The 15,563-nt window shown below is 67.6% G+C and carries 18 protein-coding genes; 10 read left to right on the forward strand and 8 right to left on the reverse strand.

Annotation, left to right across the window (positions count from 1 at the left end; translation table 11 throughout):
- Window positions 1-12: 12 nt before the first annotated feature.
- Window positions 13-792, reverse strand: a complete 780-nt coding sequence (locus J2X09_RS01970; RefSeq protein WP_204731669.1) for a Crp/Fnr family transcriptional regulator — start codon at window positions 790-792, stop codon at window positions 13-15.
- A 124-nt stretch (window positions 793-916) separates the two neighbouring features.
- Complete coding sequence (locus J2X09_RS01975; RefSeq protein ID WP_204731670.1) at window positions 917-1,348, reverse strand: Cd(II)/Pb(II)-responsive transcriptional regulator; 432 nt, start codon at window positions 1,346-1,348, stop codon at window positions 917-919.
- Window positions 1,349-1,435: 87 nt separating this feature from the next.
- On the opposite strand from J2X09_RS01975, the gene J2X09_RS01980 reads away from it, so the two are divergent.
- The 3 genes from J2X09_RS01980 to J2X09_RS01990 all read left to right on the forward strand — a co-directional run bounded on the left by J2X09_RS01980 (window position 1,436) and on the right by J2X09_RS01990 (window position 2,986).
- Complete coding sequence (locus J2X09_RS01980) at window positions 1,436-1,768, forward strand: hypothetical protein (RefSeq protein WP_204731671.1); 333 nt, start codon at window positions 1,436-1,438, stop codon at window positions 1,766-1,768.
- 145 nt (window positions 1,769-1,913) lie between these two features.
- Complete coding sequence (locus tag J2X09_RS01985) at window positions 1,914-2,333, forward strand: disulfide bond formation protein B (RefSeq protein WP_204731672.1); 420 nt, start codon at window positions 1,914-1,916, stop codon at window positions 2,331-2,333.
- Complete coding sequence (locus J2X09_RS01990; protein ID WP_204731673.1) at window positions 2,330-2,986, forward strand: DsbA family protein; 657 nt, start codon at window positions 2,330-2,332, stop codon at window positions 2,984-2,986. The genes J2X09_RS01985 and J2X09_RS01990 overlap by 4 nt, the downstream gene beginning before the upstream one ends.
- A 15-nt stretch (window positions 2,987-3,001) precedes the next feature.
- On the opposite strand, the gene J2X09_RS01995 is transcribed toward J2X09_RS01990, so the two are convergent.
- Window positions 3,002-3,313: a high-potential iron-sulfur protein gene (locus tag J2X09_RS01995; protein ID WP_204731674.1), complete on the reverse strand. Its 312-nt coding sequence runs from the start codon at window positions 3,311-3,313 to the stop codon at window positions 3,002-3,004.
- 92 nt (window positions 3,314-3,405) lie between these two features.
- Here J2X09_RS01995 and hpnD point away from each other — a divergent pair, with 92 nt between their 5' ends.
- From hpnD to J2X09_RS02010, 3 genes are all read left to right on the forward strand, one after another.
- A complete protein-coding gene (gene hpnD / locus J2X09_RS02000) occupies window positions 3,406-4,272 on the forward strand; it encodes a presqualene diphosphate synthase HpnD (RefSeq protein ID WP_204731675.1) in 867 nt (288 codons plus the stop codon).
- Complete coding sequence (gene hpnE, locus J2X09_RS02005; protein WP_204731676.1) at window positions 4,269-5,636, forward strand: hydroxysqualene dehydroxylase HpnE; 1,368 nt, start codon at window positions 4,269-4,271, stop codon at window positions 5,634-5,636. The genes hpnD and hpnE overlap by 4 nt, the downstream gene beginning before the upstream one ends.
- Window positions 5,637-5,721: 85 nt before the next feature.
- On the forward strand, window positions 5,722-6,183 hold the full coding sequence (locus tag J2X09_RS02010) for an SH3 domain-containing protein (protein WP_204731677.1): 462 nt from the start codon (window positions 5,722-5,724) through the stop codon (window positions 6,181-6,183).
- A 111-nt stretch (window positions 6,184-6,294) separates the two neighbouring features.
- On the opposite strand, the gene J2X09_RS02015 is transcribed toward J2X09_RS02010, so the two are convergent.
- Complete coding sequence (locus tag J2X09_RS02015; protein WP_204731678.1) at window positions 6,295-6,975, reverse strand: Fe2+-dependent dioxygenase; 681 nt, start codon at window positions 6,973-6,975, stop codon at window positions 6,295-6,297.
- A 197-nt stretch (window positions 6,976-7,172) separates the two neighbouring features.
- Between J2X09_RS02015 and J2X09_RS02020 the strand changes: the two genes are divergently transcribed.
- Window positions 7,173-9,458, forward strand: a complete 2,286-nt coding sequence (locus J2X09_RS02020; protein ID WP_204731679.1) for a TonB-dependent receptor — start codon at window positions 7,173-7,175, stop codon at window positions 9,456-9,458.
- A 48-nt stretch (window positions 9,459-9,506) separates the two neighbouring features.
- On the opposite strand, the gene J2X09_RS02025 is transcribed toward J2X09_RS02020, so the two are convergent.
- Together J2X09_RS02025 and J2X09_RS02030 are read right to left on the reverse strand one after the other, a co-directional pair.
- Entirely contained in the window at window positions 9,507-10,148 is a 642-nt protein-coding gene (locus J2X09_RS02025; RefSeq protein ID WP_204731680.1) for a glutathione S-transferase family protein, read from the reverse strand.
- 4 nt (window positions 10,149-10,152) lie between these two features.
- Complete coding sequence (locus J2X09_RS02030; RefSeq protein ID WP_310307209.1) at window positions 10,153-10,869, reverse strand: HAD family hydrolase; 717 nt, start codon at window positions 10,867-10,869, stop codon at window positions 10,153-10,155.
- Window positions 10,870-10,888: 19 nt separating this feature from the next.
- Here J2X09_RS02030 and hemH point away from each other — a divergent pair, with 19 nt between their 5' ends.
- The gene (gene hemH, locus J2X09_RS02035; protein WP_204731682.1) at window positions 10,889-11,980 is read left to right on the forward strand and encodes a ferrochelatase; all 1,092 of its coding nucleotides are present in this window, start codon (window positions 10,889-10,891) and stop codon (window positions 11,978-11,980) included.
- Between the two features lie 4 nt (window positions 11,981-11,984).
- Here hemH and J2X09_RS02040 read toward each other — a convergent pair whose 3' ends face one another.
- Both J2X09_RS02040 and J2X09_RS02045 read right to left on the reverse strand, forming a co-directional pair.
- Complete coding sequence (locus J2X09_RS02040) at window positions 11,985-13,220, reverse strand: MFS transporter (protein WP_204731683.1); 1,236 nt, start codon at window positions 13,218-13,220, stop codon at window positions 11,985-11,987.
- A gap of 96 nt (window positions 13,221-13,316) precedes the next feature.
- The gene (locus J2X09_RS02045) at window positions 13,317-14,195 is read right to left on the reverse strand and encodes a YihY/virulence factor BrkB family protein (RefSeq protein WP_204731684.1); all 879 of its coding nucleotides are present in this window, start codon (window positions 14,193-14,195) and stop codon (window positions 13,317-13,319) included.
- Between the two features lie 123 nt (window positions 14,196-14,318).
- On the opposite strand from J2X09_RS02045, the gene J2X09_RS02050 reads away from it, so the two are divergent.
- Window positions 14,319-14,708, forward strand: coding sequence for a GFA family protein (locus J2X09_RS02050; protein ID WP_204731685.1), 390 nt, complete (start codon window positions 14,319-14,321; stop codon window positions 14,706-14,708).
- 21 nt (window positions 14,709-14,729) lie between these two features.
- On the forward strand, window positions 14,730-15,527 hold the full coding sequence (gene xth / locus J2X09_RS02055; protein ID WP_204731686.1) for an exodeoxyribonuclease III: 798 nt from the start codon (window positions 14,730-14,732) through the stop codon (window positions 15,525-15,527).
- Window positions 15,528-15,563 lie beyond the last annotated feature (36 nt).

A 15,563-nucleotide genomic window follows, 5' to 3' on the forward strand; every position in this document is an offset into this window, starting at 1 on the left:
ACTCCCGCGCACTCAGGCGGTCTGCAAGACGCGCTTGATCTGCGGGGGCGCGGCCTCGCGGGGCAGCAGATGCGGGGTGCCATGCACACAGGCCAGCCGCTCGTATGCACGGCGCACCACGCCATAGCACTCGCAGCTGCGGGCTTCCAGCCCATCACGATCCAGGATGGAAATGTGGCCTCTGTGGTACTCGATCAGTCCGGCCTTCTGCAGTTTGAGGGCTCCGCTGGTCACGCCCTCACGGCGCACCCCCAGCAGGCTCGCGATGCGCTCCTGTGTGGCCAGCATGTCGTTGTCGTCCTGCCGATCCAGGTGCTGCAGAAGCCAGCGGCACAGTTGCTGATCCAGCGCGTGATGCCGGTTGCAGGCAGACGATTGCGCCATGTGCACCAACAACGCCTGCGTATAGGCCAGCATCCGCTGCATCAGCTCCGGCGAGCGGCGCACGTGGTGCTGCAAGGCCTGTGTGCCGATGCGGTAGGCCAACCCCTTGCGCTGCACGACGGCGTCGCACAGGGCCGTGCTGTCACCCATGAAGGCGCACACGCCCACGACGCCCTCATTGCCGACCACCGCCACCTCGGACGAGGCACCGTCTTCCAGCGAAGACACCAGCGACACCGTGGCCGTGGCAGGGAAATAGACGTGCCGCAACTCGGCGCCCGCCTGGTGCAGCACCGCGCCGGCCCGCAGCTCTTCCCATTCGAGATCGGGCGCCAGCAGCAGCCCCTCTTCGCTGGACAGCCTGGCCAGGAGGTGGTTCTTTTCCAGCAGTGACATGGTGGATGTCATGGCAGTTCCTCATGCGTGTCATTCGATCAAGGACCCGCCCCGGCAATGGGGGGAGGGGTCCAGCCTGACATGACAGGGCAAACGGCGCTCCCGCTGGCGCACGCCATGAGGAAACGGCCGACGTTCAGGTGTGCGGATGACAGGCGCAGGCTTCGCCGTGAGCGGCGGACACCAGTTCGGTCAGGATGCCGCAGGAGGCCCCGTCCGGGTGCACGCCGTCGCAACGCGAACGAAGTTGCAGCAATTGTTTCTCCAGCGCCCGCATGCTCTTGAGGCGGGCACGCACGCGGCTGAGCTGCTCGTCGACCAGCTGGTCCACATTCAGGGAATGGCCATCGGGGTCGTCCACGAAACCCAGCAGGCGCTTCACATCGGCCAGCGGCATGTCCAGCGCGCGGCAATGCCGGATGAAAGACAGGCGCTCCAGGTGCGGCTGGTCGTAGTTGCGATAACCGTTGTCCAGCCGCGCTGGCTCGGGCAACAGGCCTTCCTTTTCATAGAAGCGGATGGTTTCCACATCCACCCCCGTGGCACGGGCAAGTTCCTTGATCTGCATGGCGTTCTCCTGAATGGGCACCAGACGGCGAAACAACAGGTCTGACACCGTAGTGGCTACAAGGTTAACCACTTCTACAATCCCCGGATGCGTCCGTGGATTGCCATCCTCCTCTGGGCCCTGCTGCTCCTGCCGCCGGGGTGGGCATCCACGCCACCGACCGGGGCCTACAACGGCGGGCCGACCACCCTGCACCACTGCCCGCATGCGCCTTGCGACCAGCCGGCAGCCTCCGCAGATGCCAGCCACGTGGACTGCAGCACGTGTCACGGCACCTGCAACCTCGCCTTGTTCGGCACACGTGCCCCGGGCGTGACGGTGCAGGGCGCCTTCCCTCTGCCCAGGCCAACACCGCCACCGGCCTCACAACCGGCAGACCTCCCTGAACGGCCCCAGTGGGCCGCCCTCGCCACGGCCTGATCCGCCGTCCGCGCCGCTACCGGCGCGTCCAGATCACGCCGGTCCATACCGCAGCGGGCGAGCCTCAGGCCGCGCCGCGCCCCACCACGTTTCCACTGGAGGTTTTTTCCATGCCTGTCCTCAGCCTCGTCCACGGGGTCCTTCCATGAAGGGCTCATGGACGCTTCTTCTCGCCGCCTGGCTGGTCTCGGTCATCGCGACTGCGGGCGCGCTGTTCATCGGCGAGGTCATGCTGATGGTGCCGTGCCAGCTGTGCTGGTACCAGCGCATCGCCATGTTCCCCCTGGCCCTCCTCCTGGGCATGGCTTGCTTCAGCGAAGACCGCCGGGGTGCCGTCTACGCGCTGCCACTCGCGCTGACCGGCACCGCCATCGCCGTCTATCACACGCTGCTGGTGGCAGGCGCCATACCCAAGGGCTGGATTCCCTGCGGTGCCAGCGTTTCGTGCGCCGACCAGAAGCTCGAGATCCTCAATGGCGTGCAGATCCCCTGGCTCTCGCTGATGGCCTTCGCGGCCATCAGCCTCCTTCTCATTCAATTCCTACGAAAGACGACAACCCGATGAACGCCAGAAAATTCACCGTGTTCGCGCTCGTGGCCTTCGTGCTCGCCGCGTTCGGCCTCGGCGCCTACCTGTACCAGGAGCGCGTGCAGAGCTCGCAAATGGACAAGGTCACCCAACACCCGTTGCGCCTGGTGCGCATGCATTCGCCGGTGATGGGGCCGCAGGCTGCGCCCGTGACCATCGTCGAATTCTTCGATCCTGCCTGTGAGACATGCCGCGCCTTCTACCCCGTGGTGAAGGATCTGATGGCCCGCTACCCGACCGAGGTGCGACTGGTGATCCGCTACGCGCCGTTCCACCAGGGCTCGGACCAGGTCGTGCTGCTGCTGGAAGCCGCGAGGCGCCAGAACCTGTATGTGCCGGTGCTCGAAGCCATGCTGGCGGCTCAGCCGCAATGGGCCGACCATGGCCGCCCCGATATCCGCATCGCCTTCCAGGCCGCCGAACAGGCCGGGCTCAACATGGCCAAAGCCATCGAGGATGCCCGGAAGCCCGAAGTGGCGGCCGTGCTGCGCCAGGACATCGAAGACCTCACCGCGCTGGAGGTGACCCGCACCCCCACCTTCTTCGTGAATGGCCGGAGCCTGCCCAGCTTCGGGCGCGAACAGCTCACCGCGCTGGTTGCCGAGGAAGTGGCCAAGGCGCGCAAGTGAGGAGCGGTGCTCGCCTCAGGACTTGAGGATGTGCGCGCTGCACCAGCCGTTGGCCACCACCATCTTGCCCGTGAAGATGGTGCAGTTGCCAATCGAATCCGCGGGCTTGCCGGCGTAGAGCTGGCAGTTTCGGCAGGACTGTGTCGGCCGGTGGTTGGGGAATTTGCGGGCGTCCACCTTCTGGGTATCGGGCGTGTAACCCAATGCGATGGCGGTCGGTTCCGTGGCGCTCACCATGGCCGGCTGGGCCAGGGCCGACGCGGCCCACAGGGCCGGGCCGCCAGCGGCCACGTGCAGCAGGAAGACGCGACGACTGGAATCGTTCATGAGGCACCTCGTGGGGAGTCGCGGGATCCACGCCATCCTACTCCGGGCCGCCACGCCGGGTGCGTACACTTGGCACCCGGATCGCACCACGCATGAGCCCACAAGACTACGTCCAGCAAAAAGCCGCGGCCTCGGGCAGCAGCTTCTATTACGCCTTTCTGTTCCTGCCGGCCGAGCGCCGCGCCGCCATCACCGCGTTCTACGCCTTCTGCCGCGAGGTGGACGATGTGGTCGACGAAGTCAGCGACCCCACCGTTGCGCAGACCAAGCTCAACTGGTGGCGGCGCGAAGTGGCGCAGTCGTATGCCGGCGAGCCCAGTCACCCGGTGATGCAGGCGCTCATGCCGCTGGCCCGCACCTACGAGATCGAGATGCGCCACCTGAATGCCGTGATCGACGGCTGCCAGATGGACCTGGAACAGAACCGCTACCTGGACTTTGCCAACCTGCAGCGTTATTGCCAGCTGGTGGCCGGCGTGGTCGGCGAAGTCGCCGCACGCATCTTCGGCCAGACGCAGATCGCCACCACCGAGTACGCCCACCGCCTGGGGCTGGCCTTCCAGCTCACCAACGTCATCCGCGATGTGGGCGAAGACGCCACGCGGGGGCGCATCTACCTGCCGGTGAACGAGCTGCAGAGCTTCAACGTGAAGGCGCACGAACTGCTGCAGCGCGGTGCCGCGCCCGGCACCGACGTGGCCGATTTCCAGCGCCGCTTTCTCGCCCTCATGCAGTTCCAGTGCGCCAGAGCCCTGCGAACCTACGACGAGGCCCTGGCCCTGCTGCCGGCAGCCGACCGCCGCGCGCAGAAGCCCGGGCTCATGATGGCGAGCATCTACCGCACGCTGCTCAAGGAAATCGCAGCCGACCCGCTGCTGGTGCTGACGCAACGCGTGAGCCTCACGCCGCTGCGCAAGTTCTGGCTGGCCTGGAAAGTCCAGGCGCTCGGCAGGCTATGACCGCGAAGCTCGCCGTCGTGGGCGCCGGCTGGGCTGGCATGGCGGCGGCCGTGGAAGCGGTCTCGCAGGGCGCGGATGTCACGGTCTTCGAGTCGACACGCGTCCTCGGCGGCCGCGCACGCGCACTCCCCCTGCCCCTGCCGGAAGGCGGCGAACTCACGCTGGACAACGGGCAGCACATCCTGATCGGTGCGTACACCGAGACCCTGGGCCTCATGCAGCGCGTGGGGGTCGACCTGCCGACGGCCTTGCTGAACCTGCCTCTGTCACTTCCACAGGCCGATGGCTCCGGCCTGCGCACACCCGATTGGGCCACGCGCTGGCCCGCCCCACTGGACGCGCTCGCCGCCATCGCCACCACGCACGGCTGGGGCTGGCGGGAACGACTCGCGCTCATCGGCGCCTCGCTGCGCTGGCAGCGCCGGGGCTTCACCTGCGACCCGCAATCCACGGTGGCCGATCTCTGCGCCCGCCTGCCCGCGCGCGTGATGCAGGAGCTGATCGAACCGCTGTGCGTGTCGGCACTGAACACCCCCGTGGCGGACGCCAGCGCCGCCGTGTTTCTGCGGGTGCTGCGCGACGCGCTGTTCGGCCCGGGTTTCGCGGGGTTCAGCGGTTCCAGCCTGCTGCTGCCGCGCGCGGATCTGTCACAACTCTTTCCTGATGCCGCCGCCCGCTGGCTGCAGCAGCACGGCGGCAAGGCCCGCCTTCGCATCGGCACCCGGGTGAGCACGCTGCGGCCTCAGGGGCCGCAATGGATGCTGGGCCATGAGGGCGGAGAAGAGGCTTTCGACCGCGTGGTCTGGGCCACCGCCGCGAGCCCGGCCGAAAAGGCCATCCGCCAGGCAGCCGATGCGTGTGACGAGACCGCGGAGTCGGAGCTCAAGGCCTGGGCGCGCTGCACACGGGCCCTGCCATTCACCGCCATCACCACCGTGTACGCGCACGCGCCGGGCGCCCGCCTGCCATCGCCCATGCTGGCACTGCGCGCCGAGCCGGACGCCCTGACCGCACCCGCCCAGTTCGTGTTCGACCGGGGCCGGCTCCAGCCGGACAACCCCGCCGCACAGGGCATGCTCGCCTTTGTCGTGAGTGCGAGCCGCCTCGACCGCGACGACCTGCAGTCGAGCGTGCTCGAGCAGGGTCGGCGCCAGCTCGGCATGCCCGCGCTGCAGACGGTGCAGGCCGTGGTGGAAAAGCGCGCCACCTTCGCCTGCACCCCCGGGCTGGCGCGACCGGCGCAGGCCATCGCCCCGGGGCTCTGGGCCGCTGGCGACTACGTGGAAGGTCCCTACCCGGCCACCCTCGAAGGCGCGGTGCGCAGCGGCCTGGCCGCGGCACGGCTCGCGGCCCTCGGCAACTGATCCGCACAACTGCGGAACCTCTCGGGCACGCGGTGTTCACACCGTGTGACATTTCTTTCCATCCCCGAAAAAGGAGCCTCCCCGGATGAACGCCACCCACCCTGCCCGACACCTCTTCGCCGCCGCCAGCCTGTGCCTGCTTGCGCTCAGCACGAGCGTGGCGCACGCGCAAAACATGGTCAGCGTACAGGGGAGCACCCTCAACATGCGTGAGGGCCCGAGCACCAGCTCGGCGGTGCTGTGGGAACTCAAACGGGGCTACCCGCTGCAGATCACCGAACGCAAGGGCAACTGGGTGAAGGTGCGCGACTTCGAGGGCGACACCGGTTGGGTGGCCCGCTCGCTCACCGGCAACACACCCCACCACGTCGTGAAGTCAAAGGTAGCCAACATCCGCAGCGGCCCGGGCACACAACACCGCATCGTCGGCAAGGCCGAGTACGGCGAACTGCTGCGCACGCGCGAGAAGCGTGCGGACTGGGTGCGCGTCGAACGCGAGGAAGGCGTGGGTGGCTGGATCGCGAAGAACCTGCTCTGGGGCTGGTGAGCAAGGCCCACCCATCGGAAGAGGCATCCTCCAGAAACACCGCAGATCCGGCTTCGCCGGGCTGCTGGTGTTGCCCCCTGAGGGGGTGGCGCGAAGCGCGGCGGGTGCGAGTCAAGTCTCCGACCACTGCCTCAGCAGGTTGTGGTACACGCCGGTCAATCGGCCCAGCGAAGGGTGGCCAGGCGCGTCGACCGCCAGTTGCTGGATCGCGCCATCGAGCTCCAGCATGAGCGCGCGCTGCGCATCGTCGCGCACCAGGCTCTGCACCCAGAAGAACGATGCCAGGCGCGCGCCGCGCGTCACTGGCGTCACATGGTGCAGGCTGCTGCCGGGGTACAGCACCATGTCGCCTGCAGGCAGCTTCACGCTGTGCTCGCCGTAGGTGTCCGACACGGTCAGCTCGCCCCCCTCGTACTCGTCCGGCTCGCTCAGGAACAGCGTGGCCGACAGGTCGCTGCGCACACGGTGCGGCGTGCCCGGCACGCTGAACACGGCCGCATCCACATGCGGGCCGTAGGTGCCACCGCCCTCATAGCGGTTGAAGCGCGGCGGCAACACCTTCAAGGGCAAGGCCCCCGAAAGAAACAGCGGGTGCCGCCCCAGCGCCTGCAGCACGAGATCCCCCAGTTCGCGTGAGGCGGGCGAGTCTTCCGGCAACTGCAGGTTGTTCTTGACCTGCGAAGCCAGATGGCCGGCCGTGGCGCGGCCGTCCGTCCATTCGGCCTGCGCCAGCCGATCGCGGAAATGCCGCACCTCCGCGGCACTCAGAAGCTGGGGGATCGTGATCATCATGTGGGCGTTCTTCCTCTGGCTGGTGGCAAGCGCGAGTCTATTCCCGCAGAAACGCAAAGGTTTACGCGGTTTACAAGGCAAATGAGATTGATTACGATCTTCTTTAAGATTTTCTTAATTTTCAAGCATCCGCACTTTCCGACCACCGGTGGCCCTCAGGCCGCCGTTTTTTTGTCCTCAACCTCCAGGAAGCCTTCATGTCCGTTCCAGATCGCCGCCGCCCGCGCCTCACCCCTCTCTCCACCGCCCTGTGTGGCGCGCTGGTGAGCCTGGCCGTCGCTCCTGTTCATGCGCAAGGCACGTCTTCCGCCACCCTGTCCACGGTCACGGTGACCGCGTCGCCCGAAGGTGAGGTGTCCTCGCCCAAGGCCACCTCTGCCACGATCGACACACCACAGACGATCAACGTCATCCCGCAGGCGATCATCACCGAGCAAGGCGCGCGCAACCTCACTGACGTGCTGCGCAACACCCCCGGCATCAGCTTCAACGCGGGTGAGAACGGCTTCGGTACCAACAACAACAACTTCAGCCTGCGCGGCTTCGACACCAGCGGCAGCGTGTTCGTCGACGGCGTGCGCGACTCCGGCAACTTCGCACGCGATGCCTTCAACCTTGAACAGGTGGAGGTGATCAAGGGCCCGTCGGCCGACAACGGCCGTGGCGGCGCGGGCGGTTACGTCAACCTGGAAACCAAGACGCCCAAGGCCGAGAACTTCACCACCGGCAGCGTCGGTCTCGGCTGGGACCAGTACGAGTCGAAGAACCGCCTGCGCGGCACCCTGGACTTCAACCGCCAGTTCTCCGAAGGCGGCGCGTTCCGCCTCAACCTGCTGGCCGAAGACAGCGGCATCGCCGGGCGCGAGCATGCCAAGCAACGCAGCATCGGCCTGGCCCCCTCGGTGGCCTTCGGCCTGAACACGCCGACGCAGGTCTCGCTTTCGTGGCAGCACATCGAACAGGACGACCGACCCGACTGGGGCGTGCCCGCCGCCACGGTCAAAGGCCTGGTGAACTACAACCCGGCCACGGCGGGCGTCGAACGCGACCGCTTCTACGGCCTGCTGGGCGACACGGACAAGGTCAAGTCCGACATGCTCACCGCGAAGGTGGACCACCGCTTCTCGCCCACCCTCAAACTGACCAACCAGACGCGCTGGTCCAAGACAAGCCGCGACGCCTTCGTCACCGCGCCCACGGGCTACGTGGCCGGCACCCAGTCGGTCCCCACGCAGCGTTGGGGTTACGCGCGCGAGAACACGGTGCTGAGCAACCTGACGAACCTGAGCAACCAGTTCTCCACCGGTAGCCTGCGGCACAACCTCTCCGTCGGCCTCGAGCTGAACCGGGAAGAGTCGGACAGCGGCCGCTTCCCGACCCCGAGCGGCGGCAACACCAACCTGTTCAACCCCGATCCGGCGCGCGCACCTGGCGGCGCACTGGTTCAATCGCAAAGCGGTCTGGTCAAGATCGACACGGTGGCCGTGTACGCGTACGACACGATCGAGCTGAACCCCAAGTGGCAGATCACCGGCGGCGCGCGCCTGGAGCGCTACAAGGTGCAGCTCAGCAGCACGACCGCGGCCGGTGCGCCGCTGGGCGCCATGAACGGCTACGAACGCACCGAAACCACCCTCGGCGGCAAGATCGGCGTGGTCTACAAGCCGGTGCAGAACGCCAGCGTGTATGCGTCCTATGGTCAATCGGACGTGCCCCCGGGCTCGTGGCTCTCCAACCCCGACAGCGGCCGTGAGGGCAACAACGCCTTCCCCGGCTGGGACGGGCAGAACTCCGCCACCTCGAAAGAACAGAAGCTGACCAACCTCGAACTCGGCGCCAAATGGGAGTTCTTCGACAGCAAGCTCAGCACCACCGCCGCCATCTTCCGCACCGAGCGCAAGAACGTGGCCATGATCGCCAGCGGTGGCGCGCCCAGCGGCTACGGTGAACAGACCGTGCAGGGTGTGGAATTCGGTATCTCGGGCCACGTGACCAGCGCGTGGGCGGTGTACGGCGGCCTGGTGCTGCTCGACAGCGAACGCCGCCACAGCGCGGCGGTGGATGCGGCCCTGAGCGGCGACTACAGCACCACCAACGCGGCCAACCCGAACTACACAGCCGTGACCACCACCAACGGCGACGAACTTGCATTCACACCCAAGGCCACACTCAACCTCTGGACCACCTACCGCCTGAACAACGGCCTGACCCTCGGTGGCGGCCTGCAGCACGTGGGCAGTTCCTGGGTCGGCCGTCCGGACACGGCCGACCGCGTGATTCCCAACGGCAAGGGCGGCAAGCTGCCGAGCTACACCATCTTCAACCTGATGGCGTCGTACGAGCTCACGCAGAACGTGCGTCTGCGCCTGAACATCGACAACGTCACCGACAAGACCTACGCCTCCTCGCTGAACTGGGGTGCCAGCCGCGCCTTCCTCGGTGCACCGCGCACCTTCCTCGTGAGCGCGGACTTCCGGTTCTGAACAGGGCCCCCCCTGCGCCGCTGACGTGGCGCAGGGGGGTGCTTCCATTCACCGCAGCGCGAGATAGGCAGGGCGCGCCATGCAGCGCCGGATCCAGTCGTGCGTGAGCGGGTGGGCGGCCATCAGCGACCTGGACGGACGTGCCCAGTTCAGCACACTGGCCACGCACAGGTCGGCCACGGTGAATCGCGCGGCGGCCAGGTGCGCAAGGCCAGCGCCCTGCTGGCGCCGCAGATGCTGCTCGATCACCTCGAAGGGTTTCGCCAGCCGACTTTCAGCGGCGTCGGCGAGCTCGGGTTTGCGCCGCTCTTGCGGCATCACCATGCGGTGCATCAGCACCGTGAGCGCATCGTTTTCCGTTTCGGTCATGGCCCAGAAGCTCCAGCGCAGCGCTTCGGCATCCTCGAGCAGGGTGGCTGGGGTGATGCTCTGTCCATCTGCTCGGCCATGGTGGCGGGCGATGTAGAGCGTGCAAGCCATGCTTTCCCACACCACCACCGGCCCCTCCGGACGCGCATCCACCAATGCCGGCACATGTCCGTTCGGGTTGATTGCCAGGAACTCGGGGGTGCGCGTGGCGCGGTCCTGGTAAGGCAGCTCGACGTGTTTGAAATGCAGGCCCAGTTCGCGCGCGGCCCACAGGGGTCGCACCGCGCGCGAGGCGAGAATGCCGTAGATCGTCAGGCCCATGCGCTCACCCCAGCTCGCGGCAAAGGGCCATCAGGTCGACCACGGTGACATGGGGCCGCAGCGTGGCGTGCGACCACGCCAGCCCACCGCGATTGACCCACGCGCCTTGCATGCCCGCGCCCAGGGCACCCACCATGTCCAGATCGATGTCATCGCCCACGTGCAGCACCTCGTCGGCGCGCACACCGGCGGCGTCGGCCGCCGCGTGGAAGATGCGCGCATCCGGCTTGCCCACGCCGAACTCGCGCGCGCTGAACGCGGCGTGGAAGTGCCGACCCAGGCCCACGCGGTGCACATCGGCATTGCCGTTGGAGAGTGCCACCACCGGGTAGCGTTTCGCCATCCATTCGAGCGCGGGCAAGGCGTCCTCGAACAGCTCCACGCGCTGGCGTTCGGCAAAGAACACGTCGAATGCGGTCTCGGCCAGTGCCGGGTCGTCGCCAGACTGCGTGAGCACCAGCCGGATCGACTCGCGGCGCAGCGCGCTGAGGTCGTGCGCCAGATCAGGCCGTGTGAGGTGCATCTGGTTGCGGACCTCGCGCAGGGCCACCGGGTCCGCCCACTTCGCGGCGGTGGCCGGTGCATGCGCCGTCAGCCAGGCCGCCAGCACGCCCTCGGCACGTTCGATGGTGGGCCAGATCGGCCACAACGTGTCGTCCAGATCGATGGTGATGGCACGGACGCGGCGGGCGTCCAGCGCCAGGGAGAGGGGGGTATTCATGTCTGCGGGAGAATAGCGCATGCCCTTCCGCCCCGAACCGACGATTCCCCATGGCCAGCCCGCCCGCACGGCCATCGTCTACTGCAACCTCGGCACGCCCGACGAACCCACGGCCCCCGCCCTGCGGCGGTACCTCGCGGAGTTTCTGGGCGACCCGCGCGTGGTCGAGATTCCTCGCCTGGCGTGGCTGCCAATCCTGCACGGCATCATCCTGCGCACACGGCCGGCCAAATCGGCCGCCAAGTACGCCAGCATCTGGACGCCGGAGGGCTCCCCCCTCAAGGTGTGGACGGAGAAGCAGGCCACGCTGTTGCGCGGCTACCTGGGCGAGCGCGGCCACCAGGTGACGGTGCGCCACGCCATGCGCTACGGCAACCCGTCCATTCCGGCGGTGCTCGACGAGCTCAAGGCCCAGGGCGTGGCGCGTGTGCTTGTGCTGCCCGCCTACCCGCAGTACAGCGGCACCACCACCGCAAGCGTGATCGACGCCGTGACCGCGTGGAGCAGCCCGGTGCGCAGCCTGCCCGAACTGCGCTTCGTCAACCGCTACCACGACGACCCGGGTTACATCCAGGCGTTGGCGCGCACCATCCGCGCGCACTGGATGTCGCACGGCCGGGGCGACCACCTGGTGATGAGTTTTCACGGCGTGCCCGAGCGCACGCTGAAGCTGGGCGACCCCTACCACTGCGAATGCCGCAAGACCGCACGGCTACTGGGCGAGGCGCTTGGCCTCTCGCAAGACCGCTACACACTGACCTTCCAGTCCCGCTTCGGCAAGGCGAAGTGGCTGGAGCCCTACACCGAACCCACGCTCGTGGCCATGGCACAGAAGGGACTGAAGAACGTTGATGTGGTGTGCCCCGGCTTCACGAGCGACTGCCTGGAGACGCTGGAAGAAATCAACATGGAGGCACGCCATGCCTTCCTGGAGGCGGGCGGCCAGCAGTTCCAGTACATCCCCTGCGTGAACGACTCACCCGAGTGGATCCGCGCGCTGGCCGATCTGGCCGAGCGGCACCTGCAAGGCTGGCCCACCCAGGTGGCCGACCACCCGATGGAGTTGCAGGCGACCAGGGAACGGGCGCAGGCCATGGGCGCCCGGCACTGAGGCGCTAGCTCCTCGCCTCGCTGCCCACCCGCACCGGCGGCGCACGCCGCGGCGCGGGCGTGGTGGGCAACTGGCTCACGATCAGCAGCGTCACGACCGCCGTCACGGTCATCACCCCCAGCAGCGCCGCAAAGCCGGCCTGCTTCACCAGCGGGCCAATGAGCCAGACCGCCAGCGAACTCGCCCCGAGCGACACGGCCAAGCGCATGCCCGACACGCGCGAGCGCATGCTGTCGTCCACGAAGCGCACGATCATCGCATCGGTGAACGGGATGGCGCCGAAGATGGCGGCCATGAACAGGAACTGCAGCACGTAGAACATCCACCCATCCACCACAGCGGCACAACCGAGCAGCACGGCCTGCGCCACCACGATGGACAGGTAGAGCGACTTGAGCGGCATGCGATCGATGAGATAGCCCACCAGCAGCTGGGTGAACGAGGCGGCGGTGTAGGTCAAGGCCAGCAGCACACCAATGCGGGCCGGGTCCTGCAGGATGTCGCGCAGCCGCTCGGTGAGCATCTCGTAGTTGCTGTTGGTCGAGAAATTGAACAGCAGGCTGCCGCTCGTGGCCGCGACGGTCATCACCAGGAACAGCCTGGCCAGCGACACACCCGGCGGCGCACCGGCCGAAGAGCCCTTCTTCTTCGCGGGCGCTGCGTGTTCCCGGCTCGCCAGAAGCGCGAACGCGATACCGAAGAGCAGGCACAGAACGCCCGGCACGGCGAAGGCCATGCGCCAGTCGAGGTACTTCACCAAGCAACCGGTGGTCACCGCCGCCATGGCGACGCCAAGGTTGCCGACGAGGCCGTTGATGCCGATGGTCAGGCCCGGGCGGCTTGCGCCCTGCACCAGCATCGGAATGCCCACCGGGTGGTAGATGGACGCGAAGCATCCCATCAGCGCCAGGGCCAGCGCCATCTGCAGCGGCGTCTGCGTCACGCTCACCAGCAGGGCCGAGGCGCCCATGCCGAAGAAAAACACCAGCATCATCTTGCGGCGCCCCCAGTGGTCACCCAGCCGGCCAGCGGGCAGCGAGCCGACGCCGAAGAAGAAGAACGCGGCCACGCTGAAGGGCATGAGGTCTTCCCAGCGTGCCACACCGAAGTCGGCCGCGATGCTGGTGACGGCCGTGGCAAAGATCAGCAGGAACATGTGGTCGATGGCATGACCGATGTTCAGCAGCCACTGCGTGGCCATCGAATTGCCGGCCGGGTCGGGGAGTTGCGGAGCGTTCATGCCGGGCATTGTCGGCATCGCCCCCCCGGATGGCTTGTGGCGGCCGGCCGTTGACGCGTGAAAACCCGCCAAGTTGAGCCAGTGTGACGGAGCGGATCAGGCCTTGCCTTCGTCGGGCTGGCGCAGCACGCCGTTGATCTCCGCGCCGAAGATCAGCGTGGTGGCGGTGATGTACAGGAAGACCAGCGTGGCCACCACGCCCGCGAAGCTGCCATACAGCAGAGCCAGCTTGCCCGCCGTGCGCAGGGTGTAGGCCAGGCTGGCGGCGGCGGCCACCCAGAGCGCGGCCCCGATCACCGCGCCGGGGACCACCGTGTAGAGCCGCTGCCGGATGTCGGGCAGCCAGCCGTACATCAGCGCATACAGCACCACCAGCGTGAGGAACGCCGAGCCGTAGCGCACGCTGTTGCGCAACCAGACGGTCTCCTGCCCCACCCCGACCTGGGCCACAAGAAATTGCCACAGGTACGGCATGACCACGACCGAACTGAACGCCGTCAGCACGCCCGCGCCCACGATCACGGTGAACAGCGTCACCTTGATGCGCGCCTTCCAGAACGGCAGGCCCCGCTCGATGCCGTAGGCGCGGTTCAAGGCCGAGCGGATCGCCTGCATGCCCGAGGACGCCGTCCACAACGTGACCAGCACGCCGATGACCACCAGCGCCTGGTTGCGCTGCGCCAGCACCTGCTCGATGACGGGCTGCATCACATCGCGCACGAGCTGCGGTGCATAGCCCACGACGCGATGCACCAGCGCCGCTGCGTCCCCGGGTTGCCCGATGTAGCCCGCGGACGCGGACAGCAGGATCAGCAGCGGGAACATGGCCAGCAGCGACGAGAACGCCAGGCTGCCGGCCTGGTTGGCGCTCTGATGGAGCACGTAGTTGCGGATGGCCAGCAGCAGGATGCGCAGGCCGGGCGTGTTCAGCGCGATGTCGCGAAGGCGGCGTCCAGTCAGGTGAATCCGGTTCATGGGTGCGGGCCAACCGTGTTGTCGTGGCGATTCGGAAAAGCGACAGTGTCCTACAACCGGTTCGCCGCCCACGCGGTAGTTTCGAATTCTGTCCGCGGCATCCGGGCGTCTGGAGGCAAGAGCATGAACCGGGTCACAGGGGGTTGTCTGTGCGGCAACATCCGCATCGAAGCATCGGGGCCGCCGTACCGGGTCGGCCTGTGCCATTGCCTGGACTGCCGCAAGCACCACGGCACCCTCTTCCACGCCTCTGCCGTGTTCCCGGAGAGCGCGGTGGTCGTCACCGGCGAAGCCAGCAGCTACGCGGGCCGCTTCTTCTGCCCCCGCTGCGGGTCGTCCTTGTTCGGGCGCTCGGGCGACGAAGTGGAGGTGAACCTGGGCACGCTGGACGCGCCGGACTTGTTCACCCCCACCTACGAACTGTGGACGGTTCGGCGCGAATCCTGGCTGCCGCCGTTCCTGCTGTCCCGGCGGTACCGGCATGACCGCGAGAGCACAGGCCGCGCCGAGTAGCCCCGCCCAGCCGCCGCCACGATGAAGATCGCCACCTTCAACATCAACGGCGTGAACGGGCGCGTGCGCAACCTGCTCGCCTGGCTCGACGCCGCGCGCCCGGATGTGGTCTGCCTCCAGGAGCTCAAGACTTCCTCGGCCACCTTTCCGCTGGCGGCCATCGAACGTGCCGGGTACGGCGCCATCTGGAGCGGTGAGAAGTCGTACAACGGCGTGGCCATCCTGGCGCGCGACCAGCTGCCGCTGGAGGTGCGACGGGGCCTGCCAGGCGACAAGAAGGACACGCAGAGCCGCTACATCGAAGCGGCGGCCCACGGGGTGCTGGTGGCTTGCCTCTACCTGCCCAACGGCAACCCCCGGCCGGGTCCGAAGTTCGACTACAAGCTGGCCTGGTTCGAACGCTTGATCGCGCACGCGGCCAGTTTCGCGACGCGCGCCGAGCCCGTGGTGATGGCAGGCGACTACAACGTCGTGCCCACCGACGGCGTGGCCGACATCTACAACCCGCGCTCCTGGCTGAAGGACGCGCTGCTGCAACCTGAAAGCCGCGAGGCCTTCCGGCGCCTGCTCGCGCAAGGCTGGATAGACGCCATCGCCGAGCAGCACCCCGGCGAGCCCATGTACACCTTCTGGGACTACTTCCGCCAGCACTGGCAGCGCAACGCCGGCCTGCGGATCGACCACCTGTTGCTCAACCCCGCAGCGGCGAAGCGGCTGAAGGCCTCGGGCGTGGACCGCGACGTGCGCGGCGCCGCGAAACCCAGCGACCACGCCCCGGCCTGGATCACGCTGAAAGCGGCCAGAAGAACCTCGCGCTGACACCCTCGATCTCGCGCGAGGCATCCCCGCGATCAG

Origin of the sequence: Hydrogenophaga laconesensis (assembly GCF_031457235.1) — a bacterium.
Taxonomy (GTDB): domain Bacteria; phylum Pseudomonadota; class Gammaproteobacteria; order Burkholderiales; family Burkholderiaceae_C; genus Hydrogenophaga; species Hydrogenophaga laconesensis.

Bases quoted from the DNA above. Each gene is read 5' to 3' on its own strand.
- J2X09_RS01970 (WP_204731669.1), bottom strand. From the start codon at position 792: ATGACATCCACCATGTCACTGCTGGAAAAGAACCACCTCCTGGCCAGG.
- J2X09_RS01975 (WP_204731670.1), bottom strand. From the start codon at position 1,348: ATGCAGATCAAGGAACTTGCCCGTGCCACGGGGGTGGATGTGGAAACC.
- J2X09_RS01980 (WP_204731671.1), top strand. From the start codon at position 1,436: ATGCGTCCGTGGATTGCCATCCTCCTCTGGGCCCTGCTGCTCCTGCCG.
- J2X09_RS01985 (WP_204731672.1), top strand. From the start codon at position 1,914: ATGAAGGGCTCATGGACGCTTCTTCTCGCCGCCTGGCTGGTCTCGGTC.
- J2X09_RS01990 (WP_204731673.1), top strand. From the start codon at position 2,330: ATGAACGCCAGAAAATTCACCGTGTTCGCGCTCGTGGCCTTCGTGCTC.
- J2X09_RS01995 (WP_204731674.1), bottom strand. From the start codon at position 3,313: ATGAACGATTCCAGTCGTCGCGTCTTCCTGCTGCACGTGGCCGCTGGC.
- hpnD (WP_204731675.1), top strand. From the start codon at position 3,406: ATGAGCCCACAAGACTACGTCCAGCAAAAAGCCGCGGCCTCGGGCAGC.
- hpnE (WP_204731676.1), top strand. From the start codon at position 4,269: ATGACCGCGAAGCTCGCCGTCGTGGGCGCCGGCTGGGCTGGCATGGCG.
- J2X09_RS02010 (WP_204731677.1), top strand. From the start codon at position 5,722: ATGAACGCCACCCACCCTGCCCGACACCTCTTCGCCGCCGCCAGCCTG.
- J2X09_RS02015 (WP_204731678.1), bottom strand. From the start codon at position 6,975: ATGATGATCACGATCCCCCAGCTTCTGAGTGCCGCGGAGGTGCGGCAT.
- J2X09_RS02020 (WP_204731679.1), top strand. From the start codon at position 7,173: ATGTCCGTTCCAGATCGCCGCCGCCCGCGCCTCACCCCTCTCTCCACC.
- J2X09_RS02025 (WP_204731680.1), bottom strand. From the start codon at position 10,148: ATGGGCCTGACGATCTACGGCATTCTCGCCTCGCGCGCGGTGCGACCC.
- J2X09_RS02030 (WP_310307209.1), bottom strand. From the start codon at position 10,869: ATGAATACCCCCCTCTCCCTGGCGCTGGACGCCCGCCGCGTCCGTGCC.
- hemH (WP_204731682.1), top strand. From the start codon at position 10,889: ATGCCCTTCCGCCCCGAACCGACGATTCCCCATGGCCAGCCCGCCCGC.
- J2X09_RS02040 (WP_204731683.1), bottom strand. From the start codon at position 13,220: ATGAACGCTCCGCAACTCCCCGACCCGGCCGGCAATTCGATGGCCACG.
- J2X09_RS02045 (WP_204731684.1), bottom strand. From the start codon at position 14,195: ATGAACCGGATTCACCTGACTGGACGCCGCCTTCGCGACATCGCGCTG.
- J2X09_RS02050 (WP_204731685.1), top strand. From the start codon at position 14,319: ATGAACCGGGTCACAGGGGGTTGTCTGTGCGGCAACATCCGCATCGAA.
- xth (WP_204731686.1), top strand. From the start codon at position 14,730: ATGAAGATCGCCACCTTCAACATCAACGGCGTGAACGGGCGCGTGCGC.